The organism is Bacillus sp. FSL K6-1218, from assembly GCF_038006445.1.
GTDB classification, from domain to species: Bacteria; Bacillota; Bacilli; order Bacillales; family Bacillaceae_G; genus Bacillus_A; species Bacillus_A thuringiensis_S.
Genome location: NZ_JBBOVE010000001.1, coordinates 3,564,007 through 3,589,474, shown reverse-complemented (window position 1 = coordinate 3,589,474; position 25,468 = coordinate 3,564,007). Strand labels below are relative to the sequence as shown.

The window sequence follows — 25,468 nt, the reverse complement described above, 5'->3', positions numbered from 1 at the left end:
TTATATGGGTTATTATGGATAGTTACATACAGACATATGCGCAGTTTAAAATTTATATTGTATATTTGTACATTTAACGCTATAATTATAGTGTTAAAGATGGAATCGTGATATGACCTGTTATGAATCTATCGTTTTATTTATGAATAAATGGATTGGTATTTTAGCAAGATGTGCTAATAAACTACTCCACCATGATGATAGCGTGCCCAAAATATGGTGCGTATATTTTCGTGGTGGAGTTTTTTTATTCTCAAAAAGGGGGAAAGACCATGAATGACAACATGGTTCATATTACAATTGACGGAAAAAAGTATACAGCGGAGCCTGGTTCGACGATATTGGGTGTTATTAATGAGAACGGGATTGAACATCCGCAAATTTGTTACGTGCCAGAAGTAGATCCTATTCAAACATGTGACACTTGTATTGTAGAAGTTGACGGAAAGTTAATGCGTTCTTGTTCGACGATAGCAACGGAAGGTATGAACATTGAACGTGCTTCTGTTGGCGCAAAAGAAGCACAAACAGAGGCGATGGATCGGTTACTAGAAAATCATTTATTATACTGTACAGTATGTGACAACAACAATGGGAACTGTAAACTGCATAATACAGCAGAATTAATGGAAATCGAACATCAAAAATATCCTTATGAACCGAAAGTTGATGTAAGTGAAGTTGATATGACGCATCCGTTTTATCGCTATGACCCTAATCAATGTATTGCATGTGGTCAATGCGTTGAGGTGTGTCAAAACTTACAAGTAAATGAAACGTTATCGATAGACTGGGAAGCGGAACGCCCACGAGTTATTTGGGATGAAGGAGTAAATATTAATGATTCTTCATGCGTTAGCTGTGGTCAATGTGTAACGATTTGCCCTTGTAACGCTTTAATGGAGAAAACGATGCTCGGTGAAGCTGGATTTATGACGGGATTAAAGCCAGATATTCTTGAACCGATGGTAGATTTAATTAAAGAAGTTGAGCCTGGGTATAGCGGTATTTTTGCGGTATCAGAAGTGGAAGCGGCTATGCGTGATACTCGTACGAAGAAAACGAAAACAGTATGTACATTTTGTGGTGTAGGTTGTTCATTTGAAGTGTGGACGAAGGGGCGTAAAATCCTTAAAGTACAGCCATCTTCAGATGCACCAGTTAACGCAATTTCCACTTGTGTAAAAGGGAAATTTGGTTGGGATTTCGTAAATTCTAAAGAACGAATTACAAAACCTTTAATTCGTAAAAATGGAACGTTTGTTGAATCTACATGGGAAGAAGCACTGAATGTAGTTGCAAATAAATTAGGCGCTATTAAAGAAGAGTACGGTAAAGGTTCTATCGGATTTATTTCTTCCTCTAAAATTACAAATGAAGACAATTATGTAATTCAAAAATTAGCTCGACAAGTATTTGGAACGAATAATATTGATAACTGCTCACGTTATTGCCAATCACCAGCAACGGATGGTTTGTTCCGTACAATTGGTATGGGCGGTGATGCCGGAACGATTAAAGATATTGCGCAATCTGGTCTTGTTATTATTGTAGGATGTAATCCAACGGAAGGTCATCCTGTTCTAGCTACACGTATTAAACGTTCACATAAATTACACGGACAAAAGTTAATTGTAGCTGATCTTCGTAAAACCGAAATGGCAGAGCGATCAGATGTCTTTATTAGTCCAAAACAAGGAACAGATCAAGTTTGGTTAATGGCTGTTACGAAATATATGATTGATCAAGGTTGGCATGATCAGGAATTTATTAATGAGAATGTAAACTTCTTTGAAGATTTCAAAGAAAGCCTAGAAGAATATACACTTGAATATGCAGAAGAAGTAACAGGTATTTCAAAAGAAACACTTATTCAAATGGCTGAAATGATTCGTGATGCAGATGGTACATGTATCCTTTGGGGTATGGGGGTAACACAAAATACAGGTGGTTCTGATACTTCCGCTGCAATTTCAAACTTACTTCTTGCGACAGGGAACTATCGTCGTTCAGGAGCAGGTGCATACCCACTTCGAGGTCACAATAATGTACAAGGTGCTTGTGATATGGGTACTTTACCAGGATGGCTTCCAGGATATCAGCACGTTACTAACGAAATGGAACGTGCGAAATTTGAAACTGCTTACGGAGTGAAAATTGATAGTGAACCAGGTCTTAATAATATTGAAATGCTTCACGCAATTGACGAAGGAAAAATGAAAGCAATGTATCTTGTCGGAGAAGATATGGCTCTTGTAGATTCTAATGCAAATCATGTACATGAAGTGTTATCGAGCCTTGATTTCTTCGTTGTGCAAGATGTTTTCCTTTCTAAAACTGCTCAGTATGCAGATGTTGTATTACCAGCAGCGCCATCTCTTGAGAAAGAAGGTACTTTCACAAATACAGAGCGCCGTGTCCAAAGATTATATCAAGTTCTTCCTACGCTAGGAGACGCGAAACCAGACTGGTGGATCGTCCAGGAAGTTGCGAATAAACTAGGTGCAAACTGGAATTATAGCCACCCAAGTGAAATCTTTGCTGAAATGGCAAGTTTATCACCATTGTTCTCGCAAGCGAGCTATGAAGTGCTTGAAGGATGGAACAGTTTCCATTGGGGAAGTTTTGATGGAACGAATACACCACTTCTGTTCCAAGATGGATTTAACTTCCCAGATAAAAAAGCTCGTTTTGCGATTGCTGACTGGGTACGTCCAGCTGAATTTCCAGCCGAGTTTGACCTTCACATTAACAACGGTCGTATGCTTGAGCATTTCCATGAAGGGAATATGACAAATAAATCAACAGGTATTCAAACGAAAGTACCTGGTGTTTTCGTTGAAATCTCTCCAGACCTTGCAAAAGAACGTGGCGTAAAAACAGGTTCGTTAGTTCGTCTTGTCTCTCCTTTTGGAGCATTAAAATTACGTGCACTCGTTACAGATCGTGTAAAAGCGAATGAGTTATATTTACCGATGAACTCTACAGATAACGAAACAGCAATTAATTTCTTAACAGGTCCTGCTGTGGACGTACGTACGAATACACCTGCGTATAAACAAACGAAAGTACGTATGGAAGTGTTAGAAGTTGATGGCGAAAATCCGATGCCAAAAGCGAACCCACGCAATAAAAAACGTCACCCTCAAGCTGGCATTGAGGTACATCGTAAGTGGGCACGTCCAGGGTATGTGCATTTAACGGATAAGTAGGAGGAGAAAACTATGGCTGCACCTATAAAAATGATTCAAAAACAAGAATTAACTGAGGAAGAAATAAAACAGCAAAAATTAGATGATTTAAAAGAGCTTCTAACTAATAATGAAGAAGCTCTAAATCAGATGTTTAATATAGTAGGGGAATTAAATGACATTGGAATGCTAGAAGCTGCAAATTCTATGCTAAAAGCGAAAGAACCAATTGCAAAGATTGTTCTAGGTCAAGTAACTCGTGAGCCTGTTACAAATTTAATTAATAATATGATGGGCGCTGCAGGTGCGTTAACTGAACTTGACCCAGAACTTACGAAAAAGCTTATAGGTAGTTTATTAGTCGGGCTAGAAGAAGGTAATGAACATCTAGAAAGTAATAAAAAAGTAGGGGTATTCGATCTTATGAAAGTATTGAAAGACCCAGATATTAACCGTGCTATCGGGTTTGGGCTTCATTTCTTAAAAGGTATGGGGAAAGGGTTAAAAGACGAATAAACTTCATGAAGTGAACCTTTTCGCCCAAATATTTGTACGAAATAGTTTGGGCGGAAGGCTCATTTTGGTAAAATATATAATAAAGTAAAATGAGGCTTTTGGGAGGTATGATTGTATGTCAAAAAAAGTACATGAATTTAATGATATGATACGAAAACTTCGAAAGGAACTTTTCGGAAAAGGACCAGAACGAATTCATACTGTTTTTGCAGAAAATATGGCTATAGCGACTCTTTATGGAAACTTAACACCTACTGAAAAATTCATTTCAAGTACGATGGACGGTGCGGAAATGGTTCATATGGCTAGAACGAAAATGATTCAAGAAGTGTATGCTGCGAATTCCCGTGAACATTTGGAGGAACTTGTTGGAGCGAAATTAGTGAATTTGTTTTCAGATATGAAAGTAGAAGAAGATATTGCAGTTTCGGTATTTGTTTTTGATAAAAATATAACGTGAGAGAAGGATACTGATCGTGAAACCGATACAGGTAGAAAGAGAAATCTTTCGTTATGAACAAGGGGCATTTAAACATATAGAGGACAGCATTGTAACAGAGTTTCCTGTCACCATTAAAATGAACGGACAGGAGTTTGTTACAATGGTTAGTACTCCAGAATATATAGAAGATATGGTGATAGGCTTCTTAGCGTCTGAAGGAATCATTCGGAAGTATGAGGATATTGATAGCATATGGGTACAGGAAAAAGAAGGATTTGTACATGTAACAACGACAAAAGTAAATCCGTATTATGAACAAATACAGAATAAACGATATATTACGTCTTGTTGTGGTATGAGTAGGCAAGGATTTGTTTTTGCCAATGATGCACTAAGTGCAAAAAAAATGCAGGGTGTCCATGTACAGGTTGCGGCAGAGGATTGTTTTCGGTTAATGAAAGAAATGCAGCAATCTGCGGATACGTTTCATCATACTGGCGGGGTTCATAATGCAGCTTTATGTGATGTGAATGGTATTATTTTAAGCCGAATGGATATTGGTAGGCATAATGCACTAGACAAAATTTACGGTTATTGTTTAAGAAACGATATTTCTATAAAAGATAAAATCATTGTTTTTAGTGGTCGTATTTCTTCGGAAATATTATTGAAAGTTGCAAAAATCGGTTGTGAAATTATACTATCAAAATCAGCTCCAACTGAGTTAGCTTTGCAACTAGCGGAAGATTTAGGTATTACGGCAATAGGATTTATTCGTAATCACGCCTTAAATGTATATACCCATTCAGAACGTGTTTTAAATATAAAATAAAAGTGAGGCAATGAAGATGAAATCAGTTACATTAGACAAGTTGCAACGTCCGTTAAAGGATTTACGTATTTCAGTTACTGACCGCTGTAATTTTCGTTGTCGGTATTGTATGCCAGAAGAAATATTTGGTCCTGATTACTCGTTTTTGTCTAATGACAAAATTTTATCTTTTGATGAAATTGAAAGGATAACTCGTATTTTCGTATCTTTAGGTGTGAGAAAATTACGGATTACTGGCGGGGAACCGTTACTTCGAAGAGATCTTCCGCAGCTTATTGAGCGGCTTCATAAAATAGATGGTGTGGAAGATATCGGTTTAACAACAAATGGTTCACTACTGAAAAAGTTTGCTCCTGATTTATATAAGGCGGGACTATCACGTGTAACAGTTAGTTTAGATTCCCTGGAAGAAGAGCGGTTTTTCTATTTAAATGGTAATAGGAGCAAAGTGCAAAGGGTTCTGGAAGGAATACAGGCTGCAGCTGAAGTTGGAATGAAAATTAAAATAAACATGGTCGTTCAAAAGGGAAAAAACGAACAGGACATCTTGCAGATGGCGCAATATTTTAAGGAAAACAAGCATATTCTTCGTTTTATTGAGTATATGGACGTTGGAAATTATAATGGGTGGGATTTAAAAGAGGTCGTCTCTAAACAAGAAATAGTAGATACGATTCATCAAGTTATGCCGTTAGAACGGATAGAAGCAAATTATTCTGGTGAAGTGGCTACTAGGTATCGTTATATAGGAAGCGATGAGGAAATAGGTATTATTTCATCAGTAACAGATTCTTTTTGCTCATCATGTACGAGAGCTCGTATTTCTGCAGAAGGAAAATTATATACTTGCTTATTTGCTTCTAAAGGAAATGATTTAAGAGAATTGCTTCGTTCTGAACATACAGATGAGGACATTACAGATGTAGTACGCGATATATGGAATAATAGGGAAGATCGTTATTCAGATGAACGCTTAAATCATACAAATAAGAAAACAATACCTAAAATTGAAATGTCACATATCGGTGGTTAATATATAAAGCTAGCGTCATAGTGAAAAATGGAAAATTTACAAGAGTTGTGGATTTTCTATTTTATAGTAAAAGTGATGATTGATATCTCTGTAAAAGATGTGCAGAGAAATTAAGCAGCATTCAAAAACCTTTATTTTGAGGAGGTTTTTTGAAGCTGCTTTTTTATTTGGAGAAAATGGAGGAATGGGTAATGGCATTTCATAAGCCGGAACAAATTGCTGAGCTTGTCATTGAGGCCGGTGTTCAAAAAGTAAGACAGACATTGCCAGCGATGCTTATTCTCGGTTTTTTAGGAGGAGCGTTTATTGCGATAGGTTTTTTACTTAACATTCGAGTTTTAGGGAATTTACCTGAGCGCTGGGGGAGTCTAGTGAATGTTTTAGGAGGAGCAGTATTTCCTGTTGGACTCATGCTCGTAGTATTAGCAGGAGGAGAATTAATTACGGGAAATATGATGTCACTGTCTATGGCGCTTTATGCAAAGAAAATTACATTGATAAGTGTACTGAATAACTGGGTTTGGATTACTCTCATGAATTTTATTGGGGCAATTTTCGTTGCGTATTGCTTTGGACATCTTGGTGGATTAACAGAGGGAGAGTATTTAAATAAAACGGTAGCGATAGCGGAAGGGAAGTTACATGAATCATTTGGGAGAACTTTAATTTTAGCAATTGGTTGTAATTGGCTCGTTTGTCTTGCTCTTTGGCTCGCTTACGGGACGAGTGATTTTGTCGGAAAAATCATCGGAATTTGGATTCCAATTATGGCATTTGTAGTGATTGGATTTCAGCAAGTAGTAGCAAATATGTTTGTCATTTCCGCTGTTATTTTTGCTGGTCATCTAACGTGGATGGATTTGGCTAAAAATTTTGTTCCTGTTTTTATTGGAAATGTAATTGGAGGAGCTGGGTTTGTTGGTTTTGCTTACTTTGCTTGTTATCAGAAACAACATTCTAATATGAAATAGAGTTCTTGAGAGGAAGGGTATGTAATGGCTGATCGGTATTCACGACAACAGTTGTTCAAACCAATTGGGAGTAAAGGACAAGAAAAAATTCGAAATAAACATGTGTTAATTGTAGGGGCAGGCGCATTAGGAAGTGCAAGTGCCGAAAGTTTCGTACGTGCAGGTGTTGGCAAGTTGACGATTATTGATCGTGACTACGTTGAATGGAGTAATTTACAAAGGCAACAATTGTACTCTGAACAAGATGCGAGAGAGAAAATGCCGAAAGCAATTGCTGCAAAAAATCGGTTAGAACAAATTAATTCGGAAGTACAAATACATGCTTTCGTAATGGATGCAACTTCAGAAAATATGGAAGGTCTATTAAAAAATGTAGATGTAATCATTGATGCAACAGATAATTTTGATATTCGATTTGTAATAAATGATTTATCACAAAAACATAATATTCCTTGGGTATATGGTTCTTGCGTTGGATCGTATGGTATGAGTTATACAATTATTCCACAAGAGACACCGTGTTTACATTGTATGCTGAAAAATATTCCTGTTACAGGTGTGACATGTGATACCGCTGGAATTATTAGCCCGACTGTTCAAATCGTCGCAGCATATCAAGTGGCAGAAGCACTCAAAATTTTAGTGGAAGATTTCTCAGCAATTAGCAAAACATTTTTCATGTTTGATATATGGAGTAATCAAAATCATTTTATAAAATTAGGGAAAATAAAAACAGACGCTTGTCTCTCATGCGGTTTGAATCGAACTTATCCTTATTTATCATACGAAAATCAAACGAAAGCAGCTGTTTTATGCGGAAGAAATACAGTTCAAATTAGAACAGTAGACAATAGGAAATACAATTTTGATGATATAGAAAAAGTATTACAAAAACTGGGGAAAGTAGATCGGAATCCGTATTTACTATCTTGCCAATTCGATGATTACCGCATCGTTGTTTTTCGGGATGGTCGTGTTTTTATTCATGGTACAAATGATATTTCGAAAGCGAAACAACTATATTATCGCGTATTCGGCTAATAGAAAGGGTTGTCAACAATGGAAAGAAGAGTAGCAATTACGGTTGAAGAAGCTGTTCGTAAAGTGATGGGATTTGCTGATAAAGGCTTAAAGGAGCTATTACCGATTGAATTAGCTTATGGGCGTATATTAGCAGAGGATTTAGTAGCTGACCATGATGTACCGTCATTTAATCGTTCGCCGTATGATGGATTTGCTATTAGAGCAGAAGATACTAATTTAGCAAGTTATGAAACGCCAATTGTATTTGAAGTAGTGGGTGAAATTGGTGCAGGATCGCTATTCCATGAGAAAGTAGGTCCGTTTCAAGCAGTTCGAATTATGACGGGAGCACAAATTCCGAATGGGTGTGATGCAATCGTTATGTTAGAGCTGACTCGTCAATATGAGGAGGCAGGCAACAATTACATGGAAGTGAAGCGATCATTCAAAACAGGCGACAATATTTCTTTTCAAGGTGAAGATGCTCGTAAAGGAACGGTTCTTGCAAAGAAAGGATCGTACATTAATCCAGGTATTTCAGCTCTTCTTGCTACATTCGGTTATAGTGAAGTACCAGTTGCGAGAAAGCCTGTAATTGGACTGTTAGCAACTGGGAGTGAATTACTGGATGTCAATGATTCATTACAGCCAGGGAAAATCCGAAATAGTAATACGTATATGATATTGTCTCAAATTCGAAGAGCGGGCGGCAGAGTAAAATATTTTGGGAAGTTTAGTGATGATTTTAATACGTGTTTTACAGCTGTGAAAGAAGCGCTTGGCCAAGTAGATATGTTAATTACAACGGGCGGTGTATCAGTAGGAGATTACGATTATTTACCAGCTATTTACGAAAAGCTAGGTGCCTCTGTTCTTTTCAATAAAGTTGCAATGCGGCCAGGAAGTGTTACGACTGTAGCGCAATTACATGGCAAGTTATTATTTGGTTTATCAGGAAATCCATCTGCTTGTTACGTAGGATTTGAATTGTTTGTAAGGCCTTGTGTTCGGACGTATATGTTTAGTGAAAAAGCACATATGAAAAGAGAAAAAGCGTTATTAGGAGAAGATTTTCTAAAACCAAATCCATTTACAAGATTTGTGCGAGCAAAACTGACATATAAAGAAGGGCAATTAATTGCTTATCCGTCAGGGTTTGATAAATCTAGCTCGGTTTCTTCCCTAGCAGAGACAAATATATTTATTGTACTTCCAGGTGGTACGAGAGGTTATAAAAAAGATATGTTCGTAGATATTCTCTTGCTGGAAGATAATGAAGGTAGTGAATGGCCTTGGACATTTTATAAAGTGAGAGGTGTTTCTAATGGGACAAGCACTATTTGAAATCGTAGATATTCCGATTTTAGTTGAAGCAGTAACGAATAAAGTCGCAAGAAGAGAAGCAGGTGCAATTACAACATTTATTGGTACCGTGAGAGAACTTACAAAAGGAAAACGAACGCTACATTTAGAGTACGAAGCATATAAACCGATGGCAGTAAAACAACTTACAAGAATTGGTGAAGAAATAAATGAAAAGTGGCCGGACGCAATAGTAGCAATTACGCACCGTGTAGGGCGGCTAGAAATCATGGATATTGCGGTAGTCATTGCAGTTTCATCACCGCATCGTAAAGTAGCGTATGAAGCGAATGAATACGCGATTGAACGTATAAAACAAATCGTCCCAATTTGGAAAAAAGAATTTTGGGAAGATGGAATGATGTGGATTGGAGACCAGCTTGAAAATACGGCATATCCAGAAGGAAAACCGAAGAAGGAAGAATGAGAAGATGATTACAATTTTATTGTTCGCAAATTTGCGTGAGGAAGTCGGATCGGATCGATTCGTAATTTTAGAAGAACAAGAAATGACAGTTCAGCAAGTAAAAGAATGGCTGAAAGCAAGTTATAGTTTACAATCGCTTGATAAAGTGATGGTGGCTGTGAATGAAGAGTTTGTAACAAATGAAGAGATGATAAAAGCTGGAGATATAGTCGCATTAATCCCGCCTGTTAGCGGGGGATAATAAGCTTTTTCGCCAAGAAAATGTTGTATATAAATTCGAATACGAGAAAGGATGAGTGCTATGATTACGCAAGAACAAATAATGAATGCATTAAAACATGTAGAGGATCCGGAGTTACACAAAAGTATTGTAGAATTAAATATGGTTAGAAATATACAAATGAATGGAACAGAGGTTAAACTTGAAGTAGTGCTAACGATTCAAGGTTGTCCATTAAAGGCAAAAATTCAACAAGATGTGGAAGAGTCTCTTCAGGCAGTTGGTGCATCTAAGGTAGATTTGAAATTTGGTTCTATGACACAAGAAGAACGAGCTGCGCTAACAGAGAAGTTAAAGAAAAATAGTAGAACAGAAACTGGTATGCCGAGCATGCTTCGCCTTGATTCAGGGGTACGATTTATTACTGTAACGAGTGGTAAAGGTGGAGTTGGGAAATCAACAGTGACAATTAATCTTGCAACTGCTTTAGCTCGTATGGGCAAAAAAGTGGGGATATTAGATGCAGATATATATGGTTTTAGCATTCCAGCTATGATGGAAACGAATCAAAAACCGACGATGATTGATCAAACAGCAATTCCGGTCGTTAGTCACGGTGTTAAAATTATGTCGATGGGATTTTTTACGGAAGGAAATAACCCGGTTATGTGGCGCGGACCGATGTTAAATAAATGGATTCAAAATTTCCTTGCGAATACGCACTGGGGAGAATTAGATTATTTACTTCTTGATTTACCACCTGGTACAGGAGATGTTGCTATTGATGTTGCAGCAATGATCCCGCAGGCGCAAGAAATTATCGTTACAACACCACACAATGTAGCTTCGTTCGTAGCATCTAGAGTAGGTGTTATGGCAAAGCATACGAAACACGAGATTTTAGGGATTGTAGAAAATATGGCTTATTATGAAGAGCAAGATGGATCGAAAAACTATCTCTTCGGAAAAGGTGGCGGCGAAATGCTTGCAGAACAATTGCAAACAGAAGTAATTGCCAAAATACCTTTTGCAAAACGTGAAGAAAATAACGGTTCATCTGTATATGATGAAGATTCTCTTGTTGGAGAAGTGTTTACATCGTTAGCTGAGGATATTATTTATAGAGGATAGAGGGGGAAGTTTAGTATGGCGTGTAACATTGATCATTCTATTGAAGATGTGATGAATAAGCTTGAAAGTCAAAAGGATTTTTTACCGGAAGTGATTTTTAAAGAGTTAAAGGGATTTTTGCAAGGGAATCATTCACAGGAAATATTAAATGATGTCTTTCATCTTCTAAAGAAGTATGACTTAGTGAGTGAAGAAGAACGAGAGACGAGAAATACTAAATTATTGCTGATTATAAAATAAATACGCTTTGGCTTTTGTTTTTTTGCAGAAGGGGTGAATGTAATGAATATGAAAAAGATGATTGAAATGGTAGAAGCAACTAAAGTGACTGACGAAGAATTATCGATTTCTACTTTACATCAAAAGCTTGTGAAGTTGTATAGTCAAAAAGATTGTGCAGAGTATACAGAGTTATTAAAATATATTTTATCATTATCCGTGCAGCTGAAGCTGAATCTCGTATTGAAATATTTTGGTGTGCGTCCGGTTGTTGCTGCAGACGAGCGTATGCAATTTCAAGAGATATTTAAATGCTTAGCTAAGAAAGATGAGAATGGGGAATGTTTTCTAAATTTTGTTTCTTTATATGTAGGGCTAATTGTAGTTCTTCATTTTGATGAGAAAGTGATTGAGAGCAGTTTTTTTGATGATATGGTAGTGGGTGAATGTAATGAAATATAAGATTTTGCTCATAACATTTTTCTATTTAAATGCTTTAATTGCGATTTTAGTTGGTTATGTAAATATGAAGGTAACTAATTAAGAAAAAGGAATGAAACTAGTTTAATAAAAAGAGTTCTTCAGTTGTTTCCGTCGTTTTTTCGTGTTACCATTAAGCGAATTTTTCATAAGGAGAGAAAGCGATGAAATGGATTTATTTTCTTATTATTAACGTTATAGCTTTTAGCCTTATGGGGCTTGATAAACGAAAAGCAAAGAAGAAACAGTGGAGAACGCCAGAAAGTACGTTGTTTTTATCAGCGGCAGCTGGGGGAGCAGTTGGAGCTTGGATCGGTATGTATATGTTTCATCATAAAACTCATAAAAAGAAATTTGTTTTCGGCATACCGTTACTTGTTGTAATAACGGTATATTTATTATTCGTTGTATGAGAAATGTCGAAAGAAATGCAGATTGATTATTGGTAAAGTGAGTATGTGAGACCGTATAATGGAGAAAAAATGAGAAGAGGAGAAAAAGGAAGATGGGGAGTCAATCAGCAGAGCAAAAAAAAGGGATACTATATGCGGCTGGTGCTTATACGATGTGGGGAATTCTACCGATTTATTGGAAATGGGTTGAGGAAGTTCCAGCAGATGAAATATTAGCACACCGCATCGTTTGGGCGTTTGTTTTTATGTTACTTGTATTAGGTGTTACGAAGAGGTTTCGCCAGTTTATTGGGGAATTTGTGAATCTTTTTAAACGACCTAAATTATTAATGTCATTAACAATAGCTTCAGTCTTGATTAGCGGAAACTGGTTTGTTTACATATGGGCCGTTAATCATAATCATGTTATTGAAGCGAGTCTTGGCTATTATATTAATCCGCTTATTAGTATTTTACTTGGTACAGTCGTTTTAAAGGAAAAGTTAAACTTTTGGCAATATGTTGCAGTTGGTTTAGCAGGAGTAGGGGTTGTCATTTTAACAGTACGTTTCGGATCTATTCCGTGGGTTTCTCTTTCACTTGCCTTTTCATTTGGATTATACGGATTAACGAAAAAACTGTTAAACTATGATGCTACAATTGGACTTACGATGGAAACGATGTTAGTGACACCGTTTGCAATCATTTACCTTGTTATGACAGGAGCACATGGTTTCGGCTCATTTGGATCTATTTCAATGTTATCAACGTTACTTTTAATAGGAGCAGGTATTGTAACAGCATTACCACTATTTTATTTTGCAAAAGGAGCACAACTTATTCCGCTTTATATGGTGGGATTTTTACAATATATTGCGCCAACAATTAGCTTAATTTTAGGTGTATTTGTATTTGGTGAACATTTCACATCTACACATATGATTGCATTTTTCTGTATATGGGTTGCTTTATTTGTATTCTCGGTAGCGAAAACCAAGTTTTTAGTGCAGAAACAACCGAAATTTATAAAAAATAAATCAGCAAAAGTATCATAATGCGTAGTATTTTCTACGCATTTTTCTTTATACTTATATTATATAGAATTTCCATTATAGTCAGTAAGGAGCTGAGAACATGGAAACAATTTTACATAATGATCCGCTTATGGCAGCTGTAATTTCATGGTTTTTAGCACAATTAACGAAAGTAGTCTTTAAATTAGTTAAAACGGGTGAATTTGATTTTGCAAAGTTTTTTGCTTCAGGTGGGATGCCAAGTTCTCATGCTTCAACAGTTACAGCGCTTGCTACAGGAGTTGGAGTAGTGGAAGGTGTGGAAAGCTCGATGTTTGCGGTTGCTGCTATTTTTGCCATTATTGTTATGTATGATGCTTCAGGAGTAAGGCTTGCAGTAAGTAAACAAGCAAAAATATTGAATGACTTTTTTCATGGTAGAGAAACAGAATATAAGAAGTTAAACGAACTTGTTGGGCATACACCGTATGAAGTAGTAGTCGGTGCTTTATTAGGGATTATTGTCGGAGTAGGATATTGTTTATGAGCAGAACATTTTATATGTTCTGCTTTTCTTTGTTTTTATACATATTCAGCTACCTTTTTGAATATCGTTATACGGATTTCGAAAGGGTGGGTGAGTAACTTGTTATTATATGAAAAAGTGCATGAAGAAATAGCGAGAAGAACAACTGCACTTCAAACGATGCAACGGCAAGATGGTACTTGGCGGTTTTGTTTTGAAGGAGCGCCACTAACAGATTGTCATATGATTTTTTTATTAAAATTATTAGGTAGAGATAAAGAGATAGAACCGTTTGTAAAAAGATTAGCATCACTCCAAACAAATGAAGGAACATGGAAATTGTATGAAGATGAAGTGGGTGGTAATTTATCTGCTACAATTCAATCTTATGCTGCCTTACTTGCATCGGAAAAATATACAAAAGAAGATGCGAATATGAAGCGAGCGGAAATGTTTATAAATGAGCGCGGGGGGGTGGCGCGTGCTCATTTTATGACGAAGTTTTTATTAGCGGTTCATGGAGAATATGAATATCCTTCTCTCTTTCATTTGCCAACACCAATTATGTTTCTGCAGAATGATTCCCCCCTCAGTATATTTGAATTGAGTAGCTCAGCACGTATTCATTTAATTCCGATGATGTTGTGTTTAAATAAAAGATTTCGAGTAGGGAAAAAGTTATTGCCAAATTTAAATCACATTGCAGGCGGGGGCGGAGAATGGTTTCGGGAGGACCGATCTCCAGTTTTTCAAACGTTATTAAGTGAGGTGAAGAAAATTATAACGTATCCACTTTCTTTGCATCATAAAGGATATGAGGCAGTAGAACGTTTTATGAAAGAGCGTATTGATGAAAATGGAACATTATATAGTTACGCAACTGCCTCGTTTTATATGATTTATGCTTTACTTGCATTAGGGCATTCTATTCAATCACCAATTATTCAGAAGGCTATAACGGGAATCACATCTTATATATGGAAGATGGAGAGAGGGAGCCATTTGCAAAACTCTCCGTCAACTGTATGGGATACAGCTTTACTCAGTTATGCTTTGCAAGAAGCTCAAGTTCCGAAAGCAAGTAAAGGAATTCAAAATGCATCAGCGTATTTACTAAGAAAACAGCAAACGAAGAAAGTAGATTGGAGTGTACATGCACCGGATCTATTCCCAGGTGGTTGGGGCTTTTCGGATGTGAATACGACGATTCCAGATATTGATGATACAACTGCTGTGTTAAGAGCATTGGCGCGAAGTAGAGGGAACGAAAATGTAGATAATTCTTGGAAGAGAGCGGTTAATTGGGTTAAAGGATTGCAAAATAATGATGGTGGTTGGGGGGCTTTTGAAAAAGGGGTAACGAGCCGTATATTAGCAAATTTACCAATCGAAAATGCAAGTGATATGATTACAGATCCTTCTACACCAGATATTACAGGAAGAGTGCTAGAGTTTTTCGGGACATATGCGCAAAATGAATTGCCCGAGAAACAAAAACAAAGTGCGATAAATTGGTTAATGAATATACAAGAGGAAAATGGATCATGGTATGGGAAATGGGGAATTTGTTATATATATGGTACATGGGCAGTGTTGACTGGTTTACGGTCACTAGGAATACCATCTAGCGATCCATCATTAAAACGAGCAGCTTTATGGCTTGAACATATACAGCATGAAGATGGTGGCTGGGGAGAATCTTGCCAAAGTAGTGTGGAAAAAAGATTTGTTACTTTGCCGTTTAGTACACCATCACAAACGGCATGGGCGTTAGATGCTCTCATTTCGTACTATGAAAAAGAAACACCAGTCATTCGCAAAGGTATTTCATATTTGCTCTCCAACCCTTATGTAAATGAAAAATATCCTACTGGAACAGGTTTACCAGGTGGGTTTTATATTCGTTATCATAGTTATACTCATATATATCCGTTGCTTACTTTGGCTCATTATGCAAAAAAATATAGAAAATAAACCGAGAGATGTCTCTCGGTTTATTTTGTTGGGTAGTAGGTCCCTTTTGAAAAGAATAAGGTTGTGATGTACCTTATTTTTCGGTTGATTGGCGTTTTTGACGTGCATCAGCGGCATTTGCACGTGCGTTTGCTTCTAAGTCATTGTGGTCAGCGAGTTCGCGAGAGAACTCAACATCAATGCCATCAGTTGCTTTGTTTTGTTTGAAATTCTTTTTGTTCATTCGACACAATCTCCTTGCACTTTATCCCGCATAACGGGTAGTAAAATTCCCACCTCAAAATTCAGATGGAACAAAGAAGCTAGGTGGGAGATTAACTGCCAGTAAATGCCCGATTGGTGAGGGCTGATAATCAGTGGGGATGAACAAACTTCCCACTGATTAAAGTTTCACTTTATGCGACGTTGCAAAGTTAGTTTGACACAAATAGACTTTTTTATACAAAGAGGAAATGGAAAGCAAGGAGCCGAAATATACAGTATAAGTAATAGAAATGGGGGATAGGAATGGAGTTTTTAAATGGGAAAACAGCTGTTGTAACAGGAGCTGCACAGGGAATTGGAAAAGAGATTGCAAGGGTTTATGCAAAACTAGGGGCGAAAGTATTAATTAGCGATGTAAATGAAGAGAATCTACAAAAAACGACACGTGAGTTATCAGATGAAGGATATGAAGTGTGCTCATATCGATGTGATGTGAGTAATCAAAATGAAGCAAAGTCGTTAATTGAATATGGGGTTCAAAAATTTGGTACATTACATATTTTGGTGAATAATGCTGGAATTACAAGAGACGCAATGTTACATAAAATGGAGAAGTCTGCTTGGGAACAAGTATTACAAGTGAACTTAACTGGAGTTTTTTATTGTATGCAACCAGCGCTTCTTTACATGAGACAACAAGGGTATGGACGCATTATTAATATATCTTCAATTAGTAGAGAAGGAAACATAGGTCAAGCAAATTATGCGGCTACAAAGGCAGGAGTTGTAGGTTTAACGAAAACAGCAGCGAAAGAAGTTGGAAGTTTCGGTATTACTTGTAATGCGATTTGTCCGGGGTTTATGGATACAGATATGACCAAAACGATACCAGATAAAGTGAAAGAAAAGATGGTTGGCGCTATTCCAGTTGGTAGAATTGGAACGCCAGAAGATATTGCGAACGCAGCAGCCTTTTTAGCATCAGAATACGCATCCTATATTACAGGTGAAGTATTAAATGTGAGCGGAGGACTGCAAGTTTAAAGGAATACATAATGAAAAGAACCTGACCAGGTAAGTCAGGTTCTTTCTCATTAATTTAAGTTAAGCCAAACGCTCTTCACTTCTGTATAGTTATTTAATGCGTAAGACCCCATTTCACGGCCGAGGCCAGATTGTTTAAATCCTCCAAATGGAGATGCTGCATCAAAGACGTTATAACAGTTTACCCATACTGTACCTGCACGTACTTTACTTGCAACATAGTGTGCAGTTTTAACATTTTCTGTCCATACACCAGCAGCTAAGCCAAATTGCGATTTATTCGCACGTTCAATTACTTCATCAATATCGTTAAACGGTATTGCAGAAATAACTGGACCGAAAATTTCTTCTTTTGCGATCGTCATTTCATCATTTACGTCAGCGAATACTGTAGGAGAAACGAAGTAGCCTTGATCGAATGGATTACTTCCTCCGCAAAGTACTTCAGCGCCTTCTTCAATCCCTTTTTCAATGTAGCCCATTACACGTTTTTGTTGTTCTTCGGAAACGAGAGGACCAATTGTTGTTTCAGGGTTAAGACCAACACCTTGATTTAGTTTTTTAGAATAGAGGACGAGATCAGCCATGACATTATCATACATTTTCTTCGGAACAAATAAGCGTGATCCAGCAGAGCATACTTGTCCTTGGTTAAACATAACACCAGAAAGTGCACCAGGAATCGCGCGAGATAAATCAGCATCTGGCAAGATGATATTTGGTGATTTACCGCCTAACTCAAGTGTAACTCGTTTTAATGATTCGGATGCTTGTCTCATAATTTGTTTACCGACAGGAGTAGAACCGGTAAATGCAATTTTATCAACGAGTGGATGATTAACGAGAGCTTGTCCAGCTGATTCACCAAATCCAGGTACGATATTAATAACACCTTTCGGGAATCCAGCTTCTTCAATTAATTCAGCTAAGTATAGAGCAGATAGTGGAGTTTGTTCTGCAGGTTTTAAAACGATTGTACATCCTGTAGCAAGCGCTGCTCCCATTTTCCACATTGCCATAAGAAGCGGGAAGTTCCAAGGGATAATTTGACCAACGACACCAACAGCTTCATGGCGTGTATAGTTAAAGTAATCACCGGAAACAGGAATTGTTTGACCAACGATTTTCGTAGCCCAGCCAGCGTAATAGCGCATATGCTCAATTGCAAGTGGTATGTCTGCTGCCATTGTTTCACGGATTGGCTTTCCGTTATCTAATGTTTCGAGCTGTGCAAGCTCTTCTTTATGTTCTTCCATTAGATCAGCTAACTTGTACATGAGACGGCTTCGCTCAGCAGTGCTCATACGAGACCAAGGACCTTCGTCAAAAGCCATACGAGCTGCGACTACAGCTTTATGAATATCTTCGCGACCAGCTTCAGAAACGACGGCAAGTGTTTCACCAGTTGCTGGGTTAGGTGTTTTAAATGTTTTTCCGGAAGCGCTTTCAATGAAAGATCCATTCACATATAACTTTTTTGTACCTTGAAGAAACTTTTCTACCTTTTCATGAAGATTTACAGCTAGTTGACTCATTGTATAACCCCCTTGAAAATATAATGTAAACGCAGTACGAGACGGCGCTTATTCCGAAATCAGGGATGCGGAAACTAGATGGAAAGCCTCTAATTAAAATCATAATTAATAAATACTGAAAATTCAAATTTCATTTGTGTTACAATTGTAAAAAATATGTAATGTAAGAGAATCTTCTATATGATTATAAAAAATCCTGCTTGTTTTTGCTTTCTAGTAGGAAAAACTAGAAGAACAATGGTACAATAATACATCGTGAGAGGAGGGGTGAAAATGAAAGATTATCATGATGATCCACGCTTTCGAATAGCCCATAGAGAAGCGTTAATTGGTCTTGGACTTGCTATTATTAATTTTATAATATGGTACGGATTTGCTTATGGGCTTGGTAGTAAAAATCCGAATGAATATACATATGTATTAGGTTTTCCCGCATGGTTTTTTTATAGCTGTATCGTTGGATTTATCGTTATGGTTATTTTACTTAGTTTAGTTGTTCGTTTTGTATTTCAAGATATTTCACTCGATGAGGAAGAAAAAAGTGAGGAATAGTAGATGAATTGGTATGTAATCATTCCAATGATAATTTCGTTTATCGTTGTATTTTTAATTGGTGTATATGCTTCAAGACGCGTGCAAGCAACTGCTCATAATAAATTTTTACAAGAATATTTTCTTGGTGGGCGTGAGCTAGGCGGTTTATTATTAGCGATGACAATGATTGCTACGTACGGTAGTGCAAGTAGCTTTATTGGTGGCCCTGGTATTGCTTACAATATGGGGCTTGGATGGGTACTGTTATCTGCGATTCAAGTTGTAACAGGGTATATCGTTTTAACGGTTATCGGTAAAAAGTTTGCAATTATCGCTAGGAAGATGGAAGCAATTACTCTTATCGATTATTTAAAAGGGAGATACAATAATAAAGCAGTTGTTATACTCTCTGCGTTATGTATTATTATCTTTTTATTTTCAGCGACAGTAGCCCAGTGGGTTGGCGGTGGTCGATTAATCGAGTCACTAACGGGTCTATCGTATACAACAGCACTATTTTTATTTACTTTTTCTGTACTTGTGTACGTATTAATTGGTGGATTTCGTGCAGTTGCTCTATCAGATACATTATTAGGAATCATTATGTTAGTTGGAACAACAATCATTTTAATTGCTACTGTCATTGCTGGTGGTGGAATTGAAAAGATTATGCAGGAACTTGTTCAAATTAATCCAAAGTTAATTACACCATTCGGAGCAGATGGCAGTTTAACAAAATCATATGTTACATCATTTTGGATTTTAATTGGAATTGGCGTTGTAGGCTTACCGCAAATTAGCGTGCGTGCCATGTCTTATAAAAATTCAAAAGCTATGCACCAAGCTTTAATAATTGGAACCGTTGTCGTTGGCACAATTATGATCGGTATGCATTTAACAGGTGTATTTGCAAGAGTAGTACTTCCAGGTATAACGGTACCAGATAAAGTAATGCCGCTACTTGCGATGGAAGTGTTACCACCGTGGTTAGCTGGAGTTTTTTTAGCCGCACCAATGGCAGCGATTATGTCTACAGTAAACTCTTTATTATTACTTGTAAGCTCGTCAATTATTAAAGATATATACGTAAATTACATAAATAAAGATGCAGCAGACAGTACGATAAAAAAAGGAAGTTTGTGGATTACTGGTATTGTAGGACTACTCGTTTATGCAGCGGCGATTAAACCACCAGATTTTTTAATATGGCTAAATTTATTTTCTTTCGGTGGATTAGAAGCAGCATTCATTTGGCCAATCGTATTAGGGTTATATTGGAGAAAAGGAAATGCTACAGGAGCGCTTGCTTCCATTTTCGTTGGAGTAGGTTCATATATGTGTATTCATCTTTTCTATCCAAATCCGTTCGGTATACATACAGTTGTCTTCCCAATTTGTTTTGCATTTATCGCTTATGTTATTGGAAGTATGAGTGCTGTAAAAAAAACAGTATAGGTTAGCTGAAAAACGTAGTCCTTATAAGACTGCGTTTTTTCGTATGAATTTGTTCTTTTTTATTCTGTATATCCACGTTTATTCATAAGTTAATAACAACTGAGGAGATGGAGTTGAGGTCGATGAAAAAAGTGTTATTTTTAGGAGACCCAGGAATTGATGACTCTTTAGCGATTATGTATGGATTGTTGCATCCTGATATTGATATTGTTGGGGTAGTAACGGGATATGGGAATGTAACACAAGAAAAGGCGACAAGTAATGCCGCATATTTATTGCAAATGGCAGGACGGGAAGATATACCTGTTATTAATGGTGCGAAAATTCCTTTATCCGGAGATGTTACAACGTATTATCCAGAAATTCATGGGACAGACGGTTTAGGACCAATTAAACCTCCAAAAACTTTTTCGCCAAATATAAAGCCTTTTTGTACATTTTTTGATCTTCTTGAAAAATATAAAGGAGAATTAATAATAGTCGATGCTGGTAGATCAACAACATTAGCGACAGCATTTATTTTAGAAAAGCCGATGATGAAGTATGTGAAAGAATATTATATAATGGGCGGTGCTTTCTTAATGCCTGGCAATGTAACACCAGTCGCAGAGGCGAATTTTCATGGTGATCCCATTGCGTCACAATTAGTTATGCAAAATGCCAAAAATGTGACATTAGTGCCACTTAACGTTACATCTGAAGCAATTATTACGCCGGAAATGGTAAAATATATTACGAAACACTCTAAAACGAGTTTTAATAAGTTAATCGAGCCGATATTTACGTATTATTATAAAGCTTATAGAAAGTTAAATCCGAAAATAAAAGGAAGTCCAGTGCATGACGTCGTTACAATGATGGTTGCGGCAAATCCATCCCTTTTAGATTATGTATATCGTCGTGTCGATGTAGATACAGCTGGAATTGCAAAAGGAGAGAGTATTGCTGATTTTCGGCCTCAACCTGATGCAAAAGCATTAAAAAATTGGGTGCGAATTGGTTGGTCGTTACACTATAAAAAGTTTCTTGAGGATTTTGTGAAATTTATGACGTAGACATAATAGGAGCATACAAGTTAAAATAATGGAGATGGTTATTTAAATGACCATCTCCATTATTTTGTTTTTAAATGATAAATAGAGAAGAGTTACACAATAGGAGAGGAATTTTACTTGAAAAAAACTATAGTATGCGCAGTAATTGTGGGTATTTTTGTTTTGCTAATATCGGGTAACTTTTTAGTGAAAAAAGTATGGAGTTCAAATAATGATGATGCACAGTATATTGCATCTTTTATTGAAGAACATAAAGATGAAAAAAATAGTGCGCTTCTAGTAAAGAGAAATGATAAAGTTGTTTATTCTGTAAACCCAAATGTTGTATTGCCAGTTGCTAGTACGATGAAATTAATTGTGGCGCTTGAATATACGAAACAAGTTACTGAAGGGAAAATTGATTCGTCTAGTTTCGTGTCGATTAATGATGTGAATCGCTATTATGTACCGAATACAGATGGTGGTGCACAAGATAGATGGCAAAAGTATTTGGAGAAGACGGGCAAGATAACTGAAGGAGCGGTTTCTTTAGAAGAAGTGGCAAAAGGAATGGTTAAGTTTAGTTCGAATGCAAATGCTGAATACTTAATGGAATTGTTAGGATTAGATAACATCAATCGAAATTTACAAAGTTTATCACTTCCTGCACATCAACCACTATTTCCAATCGTTTCATCTTTGTATATCCCAGGATATTTGCATAAAGAATTACATGTTCCAAAATATAAAATAGAGAAAAAGTTAAAAGAAATGTCTCAAGAGCAATATCGTGAATATGCGATGATTATTCATGAACGCTTAAAGAAGAAGGGACCATTATTACAGAAGGAAATTCCGCTTTATTTAGAGGAACGTTACGACAAAATTTGGTCAGATAGATTACCAGCAGCTTCTGCAAATGATTATATGGTATTACTTCAAAAGGCAAACCATAAAGGTGGCTTGACAGAAGCTGAAGAAAAAGTGTGGGCGAATATCGTTGAAACAGATATGAGCGCTAAAAAATATCGTAAAACATTTAGACATGCAGGGCAAAAAAATGGCTATACGCCATGGACAGTTACAAAAGCAGTTTATGCGATGGATAAACGCGGGAACTGTACAGAAATAGTGTTTTTAGCCAATAATTTAAATGAGGACGACAGTGCAGAAATACGGAAACATTTAGCAAACTTACATTTCCAAGTGTTGCAAAGTGATAAGTATGATGCAACTTTTATTAAATAAACTCGGTGCAGAGAGCACCGAGTTTATTTTTATCCCGCTTTAATGGGCAGTAAGACCCCCACCTCAAAATTCAGGGAAAGCAAAGAAGTTAGGTGGGGGATCAACTGCCCCTAAAAGTCCGATTGGTTCAACTAATAATCAGTGGGGGATGAAGAAAACCCCCACTGATTAAAGTTTCACTTTATGTACAAGCACTTTTTTCCTATCTCTGGGTATGATGGGTAGTAATACTTAGGTGAGAGGGGAAAAGGTGATGAAACAGAGTAAGGAAGAGTTTATAAAGAGTGAAGGCGCTGATTTCCCTGGAAAAACATATGTGGATTGTGTATTACAACATGTATTTGATTTTCAACGAAATTACTTATTGAAAGATATGTTTCAAGTGCATAAAGCACATATTACGATGCTGACTGAAGAAAGTCTAATGAAAAAGGAAGAAGCTAAAGTTATATTAAACGCTCTTAAAAAGGTAGAGGGAATTCCAAAAGATCAATTGCTATATACAAAGCAGCATGAAGATCTCTTTTTTTTAGTCGAACATTTAATTTCTCAAGAAGCGAAATGCCATTTTGTAAGCAATATGCATATTGGTAGAAGTAGAAATGATATGGGGGTAACGATGTATCGCATGAGTTTAAGGCGATATGTATTACGATTAATGGAACATCATTTGGTATTGCAAGAAAGTGTACTGCAACTTGCTGCTGATCATAAGGAAACGATCATGCCAGCTTATACACATACACAACCAGCACAGCCAACAACATTTGGTCATTATACTTTAGCAATTTATGATACGATGCAAAGAGATTTAGAAAGAATGAAAAAAACGTACCAGCTTTTAAATCAGTCTCCAATGGGGGCGGCTGCACTCTCTACAACAAGTTTCCCGATTAAACGAGAACGAGTTGCTCATCTACTTGGATTTACAAATGTAATTGAGAACTCATATGATGCTGTTGCCGGAGCAGATTATTTATTAGAAGTTAGCTCGCTACTTATGGTAATGATGACGAATACGAGTAGATGGATTCATGACTTTTTGTTGTTAGCAACGAAAGAATATGACGGTATTACTATTGCAAAGCCATATGTACAAATAAGTAGCATTATGCCGCAAAAGCGAAATCCAGTTTCCATTGAACATGCCCGTGCGATTACGAGTAGCGCTTTAGGAGAAGCATTTACAGTATTTCAAATGATTCATAATACACCATTTGGTGATATTGTCGATACGGAAGATGACTTGCAGCCATATTTATATAAAGGGATTGAAAAGGCAATTCGTGTTTTTTGTATGATGAATGCAGTGATCCGAACGATGAAAGTAGAAGAAGAAACGTTAAAAAGTCGTTCCTATAAACATGCAATAACGATAACGGATTTCGCCGATGTTTTAACAAAAAATTATGAAATTCCATTTCGGCATGCTCATCATGCAGCAAGTGCTATTGCAAATATGTCATTGGAGCAGAAAAAAGAACTACATGAATTACACTTCAAAGAGGTAAATATGTATTTGCAAGAACATTTTAAAATAAATTTATTAGAAAAAGAGTGGAATGAAATTATATCGCCAGAAGCATTTATTCAAAAAAGAAATGTATACGGTGGACCGAGTAAAAAAGAAATGGAGCGTATGATTAAAAATCGAAAAGAGTCATTTCAAAAAGAAGAAGAGGTATTTGAAAAAGAAAAACAGAGAATTTTACAAGCTGAAACTGATTTGAATATGTTAACTTCGCATAGTATTGAATCGTAAAAGAGGGATTTAATGAATTAATCGCCAATACTTAATGAAACTATAAATAGAGGGAAGAGATTGTCGATGATTCAATTACATGTATACGAAGAGATTCTTAATTTTAAAGAAGAGGTTACACCATTTTTAGAAAAGAATGAGCAGGAAAATAATCTCATATTAGGTGTATTACAAATGGTCCAACAACCGATATTTATGGGGATAGCGAAACAAGGAGAAGAAATTGTAGTTGTATTTCTTCAAACAGAAGAAAAGAAACAAATCATTGTTGCTACGTCTGAAATTGAGGAAGAGGATATCGTGGAACTTGCAAAAAAATTAACGAAAGTATATTCAAATGTTCCTGGATTGATTGGTAATAAGAAAATTGTACAGAAATTAGCGGAAGAGATTGCCGTGTTAGAAAATAAGAAAACGAATGTTGTAATGGAGCAAGGTGTGTATGCATTACAACAAGTTAAGAAGAAGTGGACCGAGGATGGGGCTTTTCGAGAAATAGGTAGTGATGAGCTACTATTAATAGAACAGTGGATTTATCAATTTTGCGAAGATGTGAATCTTCCTATTACGAAAGAAGAAGCAAAACAAACGGCACATACACTAATCATTACTCATCGTTTATTTGGTCTAGAAGTAGACGGAAAACTCGTTTCTGTAGCTGCAAAAACGAGACCAACTAAAAATAATATAACAGTTAATTTTGTATATACGCCGAAAGAAGCAAGGAAAAAGGGATACGCATCTAAGTGTGTAGCGGCACTTAGTCAACGTTTGTTAGATGAAGGTTACAAGACGACTACGTTATATACTGATCTAGCGAATCCGACATCTAATAAAATTTATCAAGAAATCGGTTATGAACAGATTGCGGAGTCTGTGCTCATATTTTTAGAAAAGTAG

At 36.6% G+C, this 25,468-nt stretch carries 26 protein-coding genes; 24 read left to right on the top strand and 2 right to left on the bottom strand.

What is annotated here, in order from left to right:
• Positions 1-272: 272 nt before the first annotated feature.
• The 17 genes from fdhF (at position 273) to MHI26_RS18065 (ending at position 15,752) form a co-directional block, all read left to right on the top strand.
• Positions 273-3,212 (top strand): formate dehydrogenase subunit alpha, encoded by a 2,940-nt coding sequence (fdhF, locus tag MHI26_RS18145; protein ID WP_061665764.1) that lies wholly within the window; start codon positions 273-275, stop codon positions 3,210-3,212.
• A 12-nt stretch (positions 3,213-3,224) separates the two neighbouring features.
• Positions 3,225-3,707 (top strand): DUF1641 domain-containing protein, encoded by a 483-nt coding sequence (locus tag MHI26_RS18140; RefSeq protein WP_000729897.1) that lies wholly within the window; start codon positions 3,225-3,227, stop codon positions 3,705-3,707.
• 115 nt (positions 3,708-3,822) lie between these two features.
• Positions 3,823-4,167, top strand: coding sequence for a DUF2294 domain-containing protein (locus MHI26_RS18135; RefSeq protein ID WP_000039582.1), 345 nt, complete (start codon positions 3,823-3,825; stop codon positions 4,165-4,167).
• 16 nt (positions 4,168-4,183) lie between these two features.
• The gene (fdhD, locus tag MHI26_RS18130; RefSeq protein WP_000802682.1) at positions 4,184-4,981 is read left to right on the top strand and encodes a formate dehydrogenase accessory sulfurtransferase FdhD; all 798 of its coding nucleotides are present in this window, start codon (positions 4,184-4,186) and stop codon (positions 4,979-4,981) included.
• 16 nt (positions 4,982-4,997) lie between these two features.
• Entirely contained in the window at positions 4,998-6,014 is a 1,017-nt protein-coding gene (gene moaA / locus MHI26_RS18125; RefSeq protein WP_000844113.1) for a GTP 3',8-cyclase MoaA, read from the top strand.
• A gap of 191 nt (positions 6,015-6,205) precedes the next feature.
• Positions 6,206-6,985: a formate/nitrite transporter family protein gene (locus MHI26_RS18120; protein ID WP_000863998.1), complete on the top strand. Its 780-nt coding sequence runs from the start codon at positions 6,206-6,208 to the stop codon at positions 6,983-6,985.
• A gap of 24 nt (positions 6,986-7,009) precedes the next feature.
• A complete protein-coding gene (locus tag MHI26_RS18115; RefSeq protein WP_000785265.1) occupies positions 7,010-8,026 on the top strand; it encodes a molybdopterin-synthase adenylyltransferase MoeB in 1,017 nt (338 codons plus the stop codon).
• Between the two features lie 18 nt (positions 8,027-8,044).
• On the top strand, positions 8,045-9,352 hold the full coding sequence (gene moeA / locus MHI26_RS18110; RefSeq protein WP_000442168.1) for a molybdopterin molybdotransferase MoeA: 1,308 nt from the start codon (positions 8,045-8,047) through the stop codon (positions 9,350-9,352).
• Positions 9,333-9,797 carry a molybdopterin synthase catalytic subunit MoaE gene (moaE, locus tag MHI26_RS18105; RefSeq protein WP_061665763.1) on the top strand — a complete coding sequence of 155 codons (465 nt, stop codon included), beginning with the start codon at positions 9,333-9,335 and terminating at the stop codon, positions 9,795-9,797. Before moeA ends, moaE begins: the two co-directional genes overlap by 20 nt.
• Positions 9,798-9,801: 4 nt before the next feature.
• On the top strand, positions 9,802-10,038 hold the full coding sequence (gene moaD / locus MHI26_RS18100; protein ID WP_000628493.1) for a molybdopterin converting factor subunit 1: 237 nt from the start codon (positions 9,802-9,804) through the stop codon (positions 10,036-10,038).
• 60 nt (positions 10,039-10,098) lie between these two features.
• On the top strand, positions 10,099-11,148 hold the full coding sequence (locus MHI26_RS18095) for a P-loop NTPase (RefSeq protein ID WP_061665762.1): 1,050 nt from the start codon (positions 10,099-10,101) through the stop codon (positions 11,146-11,148).
• A 15-nt stretch (positions 11,149-11,163) separates the two neighbouring features.
• Positions 11,164-11,388: a hypothetical protein gene (locus MHI26_RS18090; protein WP_000752367.1), complete on the top strand. Its 225-nt coding sequence runs from the start codon at positions 11,164-11,166 to the stop codon at positions 11,386-11,388.
• A gap of 42 nt (positions 11,389-11,430) precedes the next feature.
• Positions 11,431-11,829, top strand: a complete 399-nt coding sequence (locus MHI26_RS18085) for a hypothetical protein (RefSeq protein WP_061665761.1) — start codon at positions 11,431-11,433, stop codon at positions 11,827-11,829.
• 182 nt (positions 11,830-12,011) lie between these two features.
• Positions 12,012-12,260, top strand: coding sequence for a DUF1294 domain-containing protein (locus MHI26_RS18080; RefSeq protein WP_000871350.1), 249 nt, complete (start codon positions 12,012-12,014; stop codon positions 12,258-12,260).
• A 92-nt stretch (positions 12,261-12,352) separates the two neighbouring features.
• A complete protein-coding gene (rarD, locus tag MHI26_RS18075; RefSeq protein ID WP_000535541.1) occupies positions 12,353-13,294 on the top strand; it encodes an EamA family transporter RarD in 942 nt (313 codons plus the stop codon).
• Positions 13,295-13,373: 79 nt separating this feature from the next.
• Positions 13,374-13,799, top strand: coding sequence for a divergent PAP2 family protein (locus MHI26_RS18070; RefSeq protein ID WP_000447819.1), 426 nt, complete (start codon positions 13,374-13,376; stop codon positions 13,797-13,799).
• A 99-nt stretch (positions 13,800-13,898) separates the two neighbouring features.
• Positions 13,899-15,752, top strand: coding sequence for a terpene cyclase/mutase family protein (locus MHI26_RS18065; RefSeq protein WP_061665760.1), 1,854 nt, complete (start codon positions 13,899-13,901; stop codon positions 15,750-15,752).
• 73 nt (positions 15,753-15,825) lie between these two features.
• On the opposite strand, the gene MHI26_RS18060 is transcribed toward MHI26_RS18065, so the two are convergent.
• The gene (locus tag MHI26_RS18060; protein ID WP_001035808.1) at positions 15,826-15,975 is read right to left on the bottom strand and encodes a YfhD family protein; all 150 of its coding nucleotides are present in this window, start codon (positions 15,973-15,975) and stop codon (positions 15,826-15,828) included.
• A 284-nt stretch (positions 15,976-16,259) separates the two neighbouring features.
• Between MHI26_RS18060 and fabG the strand changes: the two genes are divergently transcribed.
• Positions 16,260-17,000: a 3-oxoacyl-ACP reductase FabG gene (gene fabG / locus MHI26_RS18055; protein WP_000395040.1), complete on the top strand. Its 741-nt coding sequence runs from the start codon at positions 16,260-16,262 to the stop codon at positions 16,998-17,000.
• A 50-nt stretch (positions 17,001-17,050) separates the two neighbouring features.
• Here fabG and dhaS read toward each other — a convergent pair whose 3' ends face one another.
• A complete protein-coding gene (dhaS, locus tag MHI26_RS18050) occupies positions 17,051-18,535 on the bottom strand; it encodes an aldehyde dehydrogenase DhaS (protein ID WP_000080279.1) in 1,485 nt (494 codons plus the stop codon).
• Positions 18,536-18,808: 273 nt separating this feature from the next.
• On the opposite strand from dhaS, the gene MHI26_RS18045 reads away from it, so the two are divergent.
• From MHI26_RS18045 to MHI26_RS18020, 6 genes are all read left to right on the top strand, one after another.
• Positions 18,809-19,087 carry a YhdT family protein gene (locus tag MHI26_RS18045; protein ID WP_000656239.1) on the top strand — a complete coding sequence of 93 codons (279 nt, stop codon included), beginning with the start codon at positions 18,809-18,811 and terminating at the stop codon, positions 19,085-19,087.
• Positions 19,088-19,090: 3 nt separating this feature from the next.
• Positions 19,091-20,524 (top strand): sodium/pantothenate symporter, encoded by a 1,434-nt coding sequence (gene panF / locus MHI26_RS18040; RefSeq protein ID WP_001104816.1) that lies wholly within the window; start codon positions 19,091-19,093, stop codon positions 20,522-20,524.
• A 122-nt stretch (positions 20,525-20,646) separates the two neighbouring features.
• Positions 20,647-21,579 (top strand): nucleoside hydrolase, encoded by a 933-nt coding sequence (locus tag MHI26_RS18035; protein WP_061665759.1) that lies wholly within the window; start codon positions 20,647-20,649, stop codon positions 21,577-21,579.
• 117 nt (positions 21,580-21,696) lie between these two features.
• Positions 21,697-22,806: a serine hydrolase gene (locus MHI26_RS18030; protein ID WP_000751366.1), complete on the top strand. Its 1,110-nt coding sequence runs from the start codon at positions 21,697-21,699 to the stop codon at positions 22,804-22,806.
• A 253-nt stretch (positions 22,807-23,059) separates the two neighbouring features.
• Complete coding sequence (argH, locus tag MHI26_RS18025) at positions 23,060-24,568, top strand: argininosuccinate lyase (protein ID WP_000813975.1); 1,509 nt, start codon at positions 23,060-23,062, stop codon at positions 24,566-24,568.
• A 66-nt stretch (positions 24,569-24,634) separates the two neighbouring features.
• Positions 24,635-25,468, top strand: a complete 834-nt coding sequence (locus tag MHI26_RS18020; protein WP_000615388.1) for a GNAT family N-acetyltransferase — start codon at positions 24,635-24,637, stop codon at positions 25,466-25,468.

Excerpts from the sequence above, each read along its gene's own strand:
- fdhF (WP_061665764.1), top strand. The coding sequence starts at position 273 with ATGAATGACAACATGGTTCATATTACAATTGACGGAAAAAAGTATACA.
- MHI26_RS18140 (WP_000729897.1), top strand. The coding sequence starts at position 3,225 with ATGGCTGCACCTATAAAAATGATTCAAAAACAAGAATTAACTGAGGAA.
- MHI26_RS18135 (WP_000039582.1), top strand. The coding sequence starts at position 3,823 with ATGTCAAAAAAAGTACATGAATTTAATGATATGATACGAAAACTTCGA.
- moaA (WP_000844113.1), top strand. The coding sequence starts at position 4,998 with ATGAAATCAGTTACATTAGACAAGTTGCAACGTCCGTTAAAGGATTTA.
- MHI26_RS18120 (WP_000863998.1), top strand. The coding sequence starts at position 6,206 with ATGGCATTTCATAAGCCGGAACAAATTGCTGAGCTTGTCATTGAGGCC.
- MHI26_RS18115 (WP_000785265.1), top strand. The coding sequence starts at position 7,010 with ATGGCTGATCGGTATTCACGACAACAGTTGTTCAAACCAATTGGGAGT.
- moeA (WP_000442168.1), top strand. The coding sequence starts at position 8,045 with ATGGAAAGAAGAGTAGCAATTACGGTTGAAGAAGCTGTTCGTAAAGTG.
- moaE (WP_061665763.1), top strand. The coding sequence starts at position 9,333 with ATGGGACAAGCACTATTTGAAATCGTAGATATTCCGATTTTAGTTGAA.
- moaD (WP_000628493.1), top strand. The coding sequence starts at position 9,802 with ATGATTACAATTTTATTGTTCGCAAATTTGCGTGAGGAAGTCGGATCG.
- MHI26_RS18095 (WP_061665762.1), top strand. The coding sequence starts at position 10,099 with ATGATTACGCAAGAACAAATAATGAATGCATTAAAACATGTAGAGGAT.
- MHI26_RS18090 (WP_000752367.1), top strand. The coding sequence starts at position 11,164 with ATGGCGTGTAACATTGATCATTCTATTGAAGATGTGATGAATAAGCTT.
- MHI26_RS18085 (WP_061665761.1), top strand. The coding sequence starts at position 11,431 with ATGAATATGAAAAAGATGATTGAAATGGTAGAAGCAACTAAAGTGACT.
- MHI26_RS18080 (WP_000871350.1), top strand. The coding sequence starts at position 12,012 with ATGAAATGGATTTATTTTCTTATTATTAACGTTATAGCTTTTAGCCTT.
- rarD (WP_000535541.1), top strand. The coding sequence starts at position 12,353 with ATGGGGAGTCAATCAGCAGAGCAAAAAAAAGGGATACTATATGCGGCT.
- MHI26_RS18070 (WP_000447819.1), top strand. The coding sequence starts at position 13,374 with ATGGAAACAATTTTACATAATGATCCGCTTATGGCAGCTGTAATTTCA.
- MHI26_RS18060 (WP_001035808.1), bottom strand. The coding sequence starts at position 15,975 with ATGAACAAAAAGAATTTCAAACAAAACAAAGCAACTGATGGCATTGAT.
- fabG (WP_000395040.1), top strand. The coding sequence starts at position 16,260 with ATGGAGTTTTTAAATGGGAAAACAGCTGTTGTAACAGGAGCTGCACAG.
- dhaS (WP_000080279.1), bottom strand. The coding sequence starts at position 18,535 with ATGAGTCAACTAGCTGTAAATCTTCATGAAAAGGTAGAAAAGTTTCTT.
- MHI26_RS18045 (WP_000656239.1), top strand. The coding sequence starts at position 18,809 with ATGAAAGATTATCATGATGATCCACGCTTTCGAATAGCCCATAGAGAA.
- panF (WP_001104816.1), top strand. The coding sequence starts at position 19,091 with ATGAATTGGTATGTAATCATTCCAATGATAATTTCGTTTATCGTTGTA.
- MHI26_RS18035 (WP_061665759.1), top strand. The coding sequence starts at position 20,647 with ATGAAAAAAGTGTTATTTTTAGGAGACCCAGGAATTGATGACTCTTTA.
- argH (WP_000813975.1), top strand. The coding sequence starts at position 23,060 with ATGAAACAGAGTAAGGAAGAGTTTATAAAGAGTGAAGGCGCTGATTTC.
- MHI26_RS18020 (WP_000615388.1), top strand. The coding sequence starts at position 24,635 with ATGATTCAATTACATGTATACGAAGAGATTCTTAATTTTAAAGAAGAG.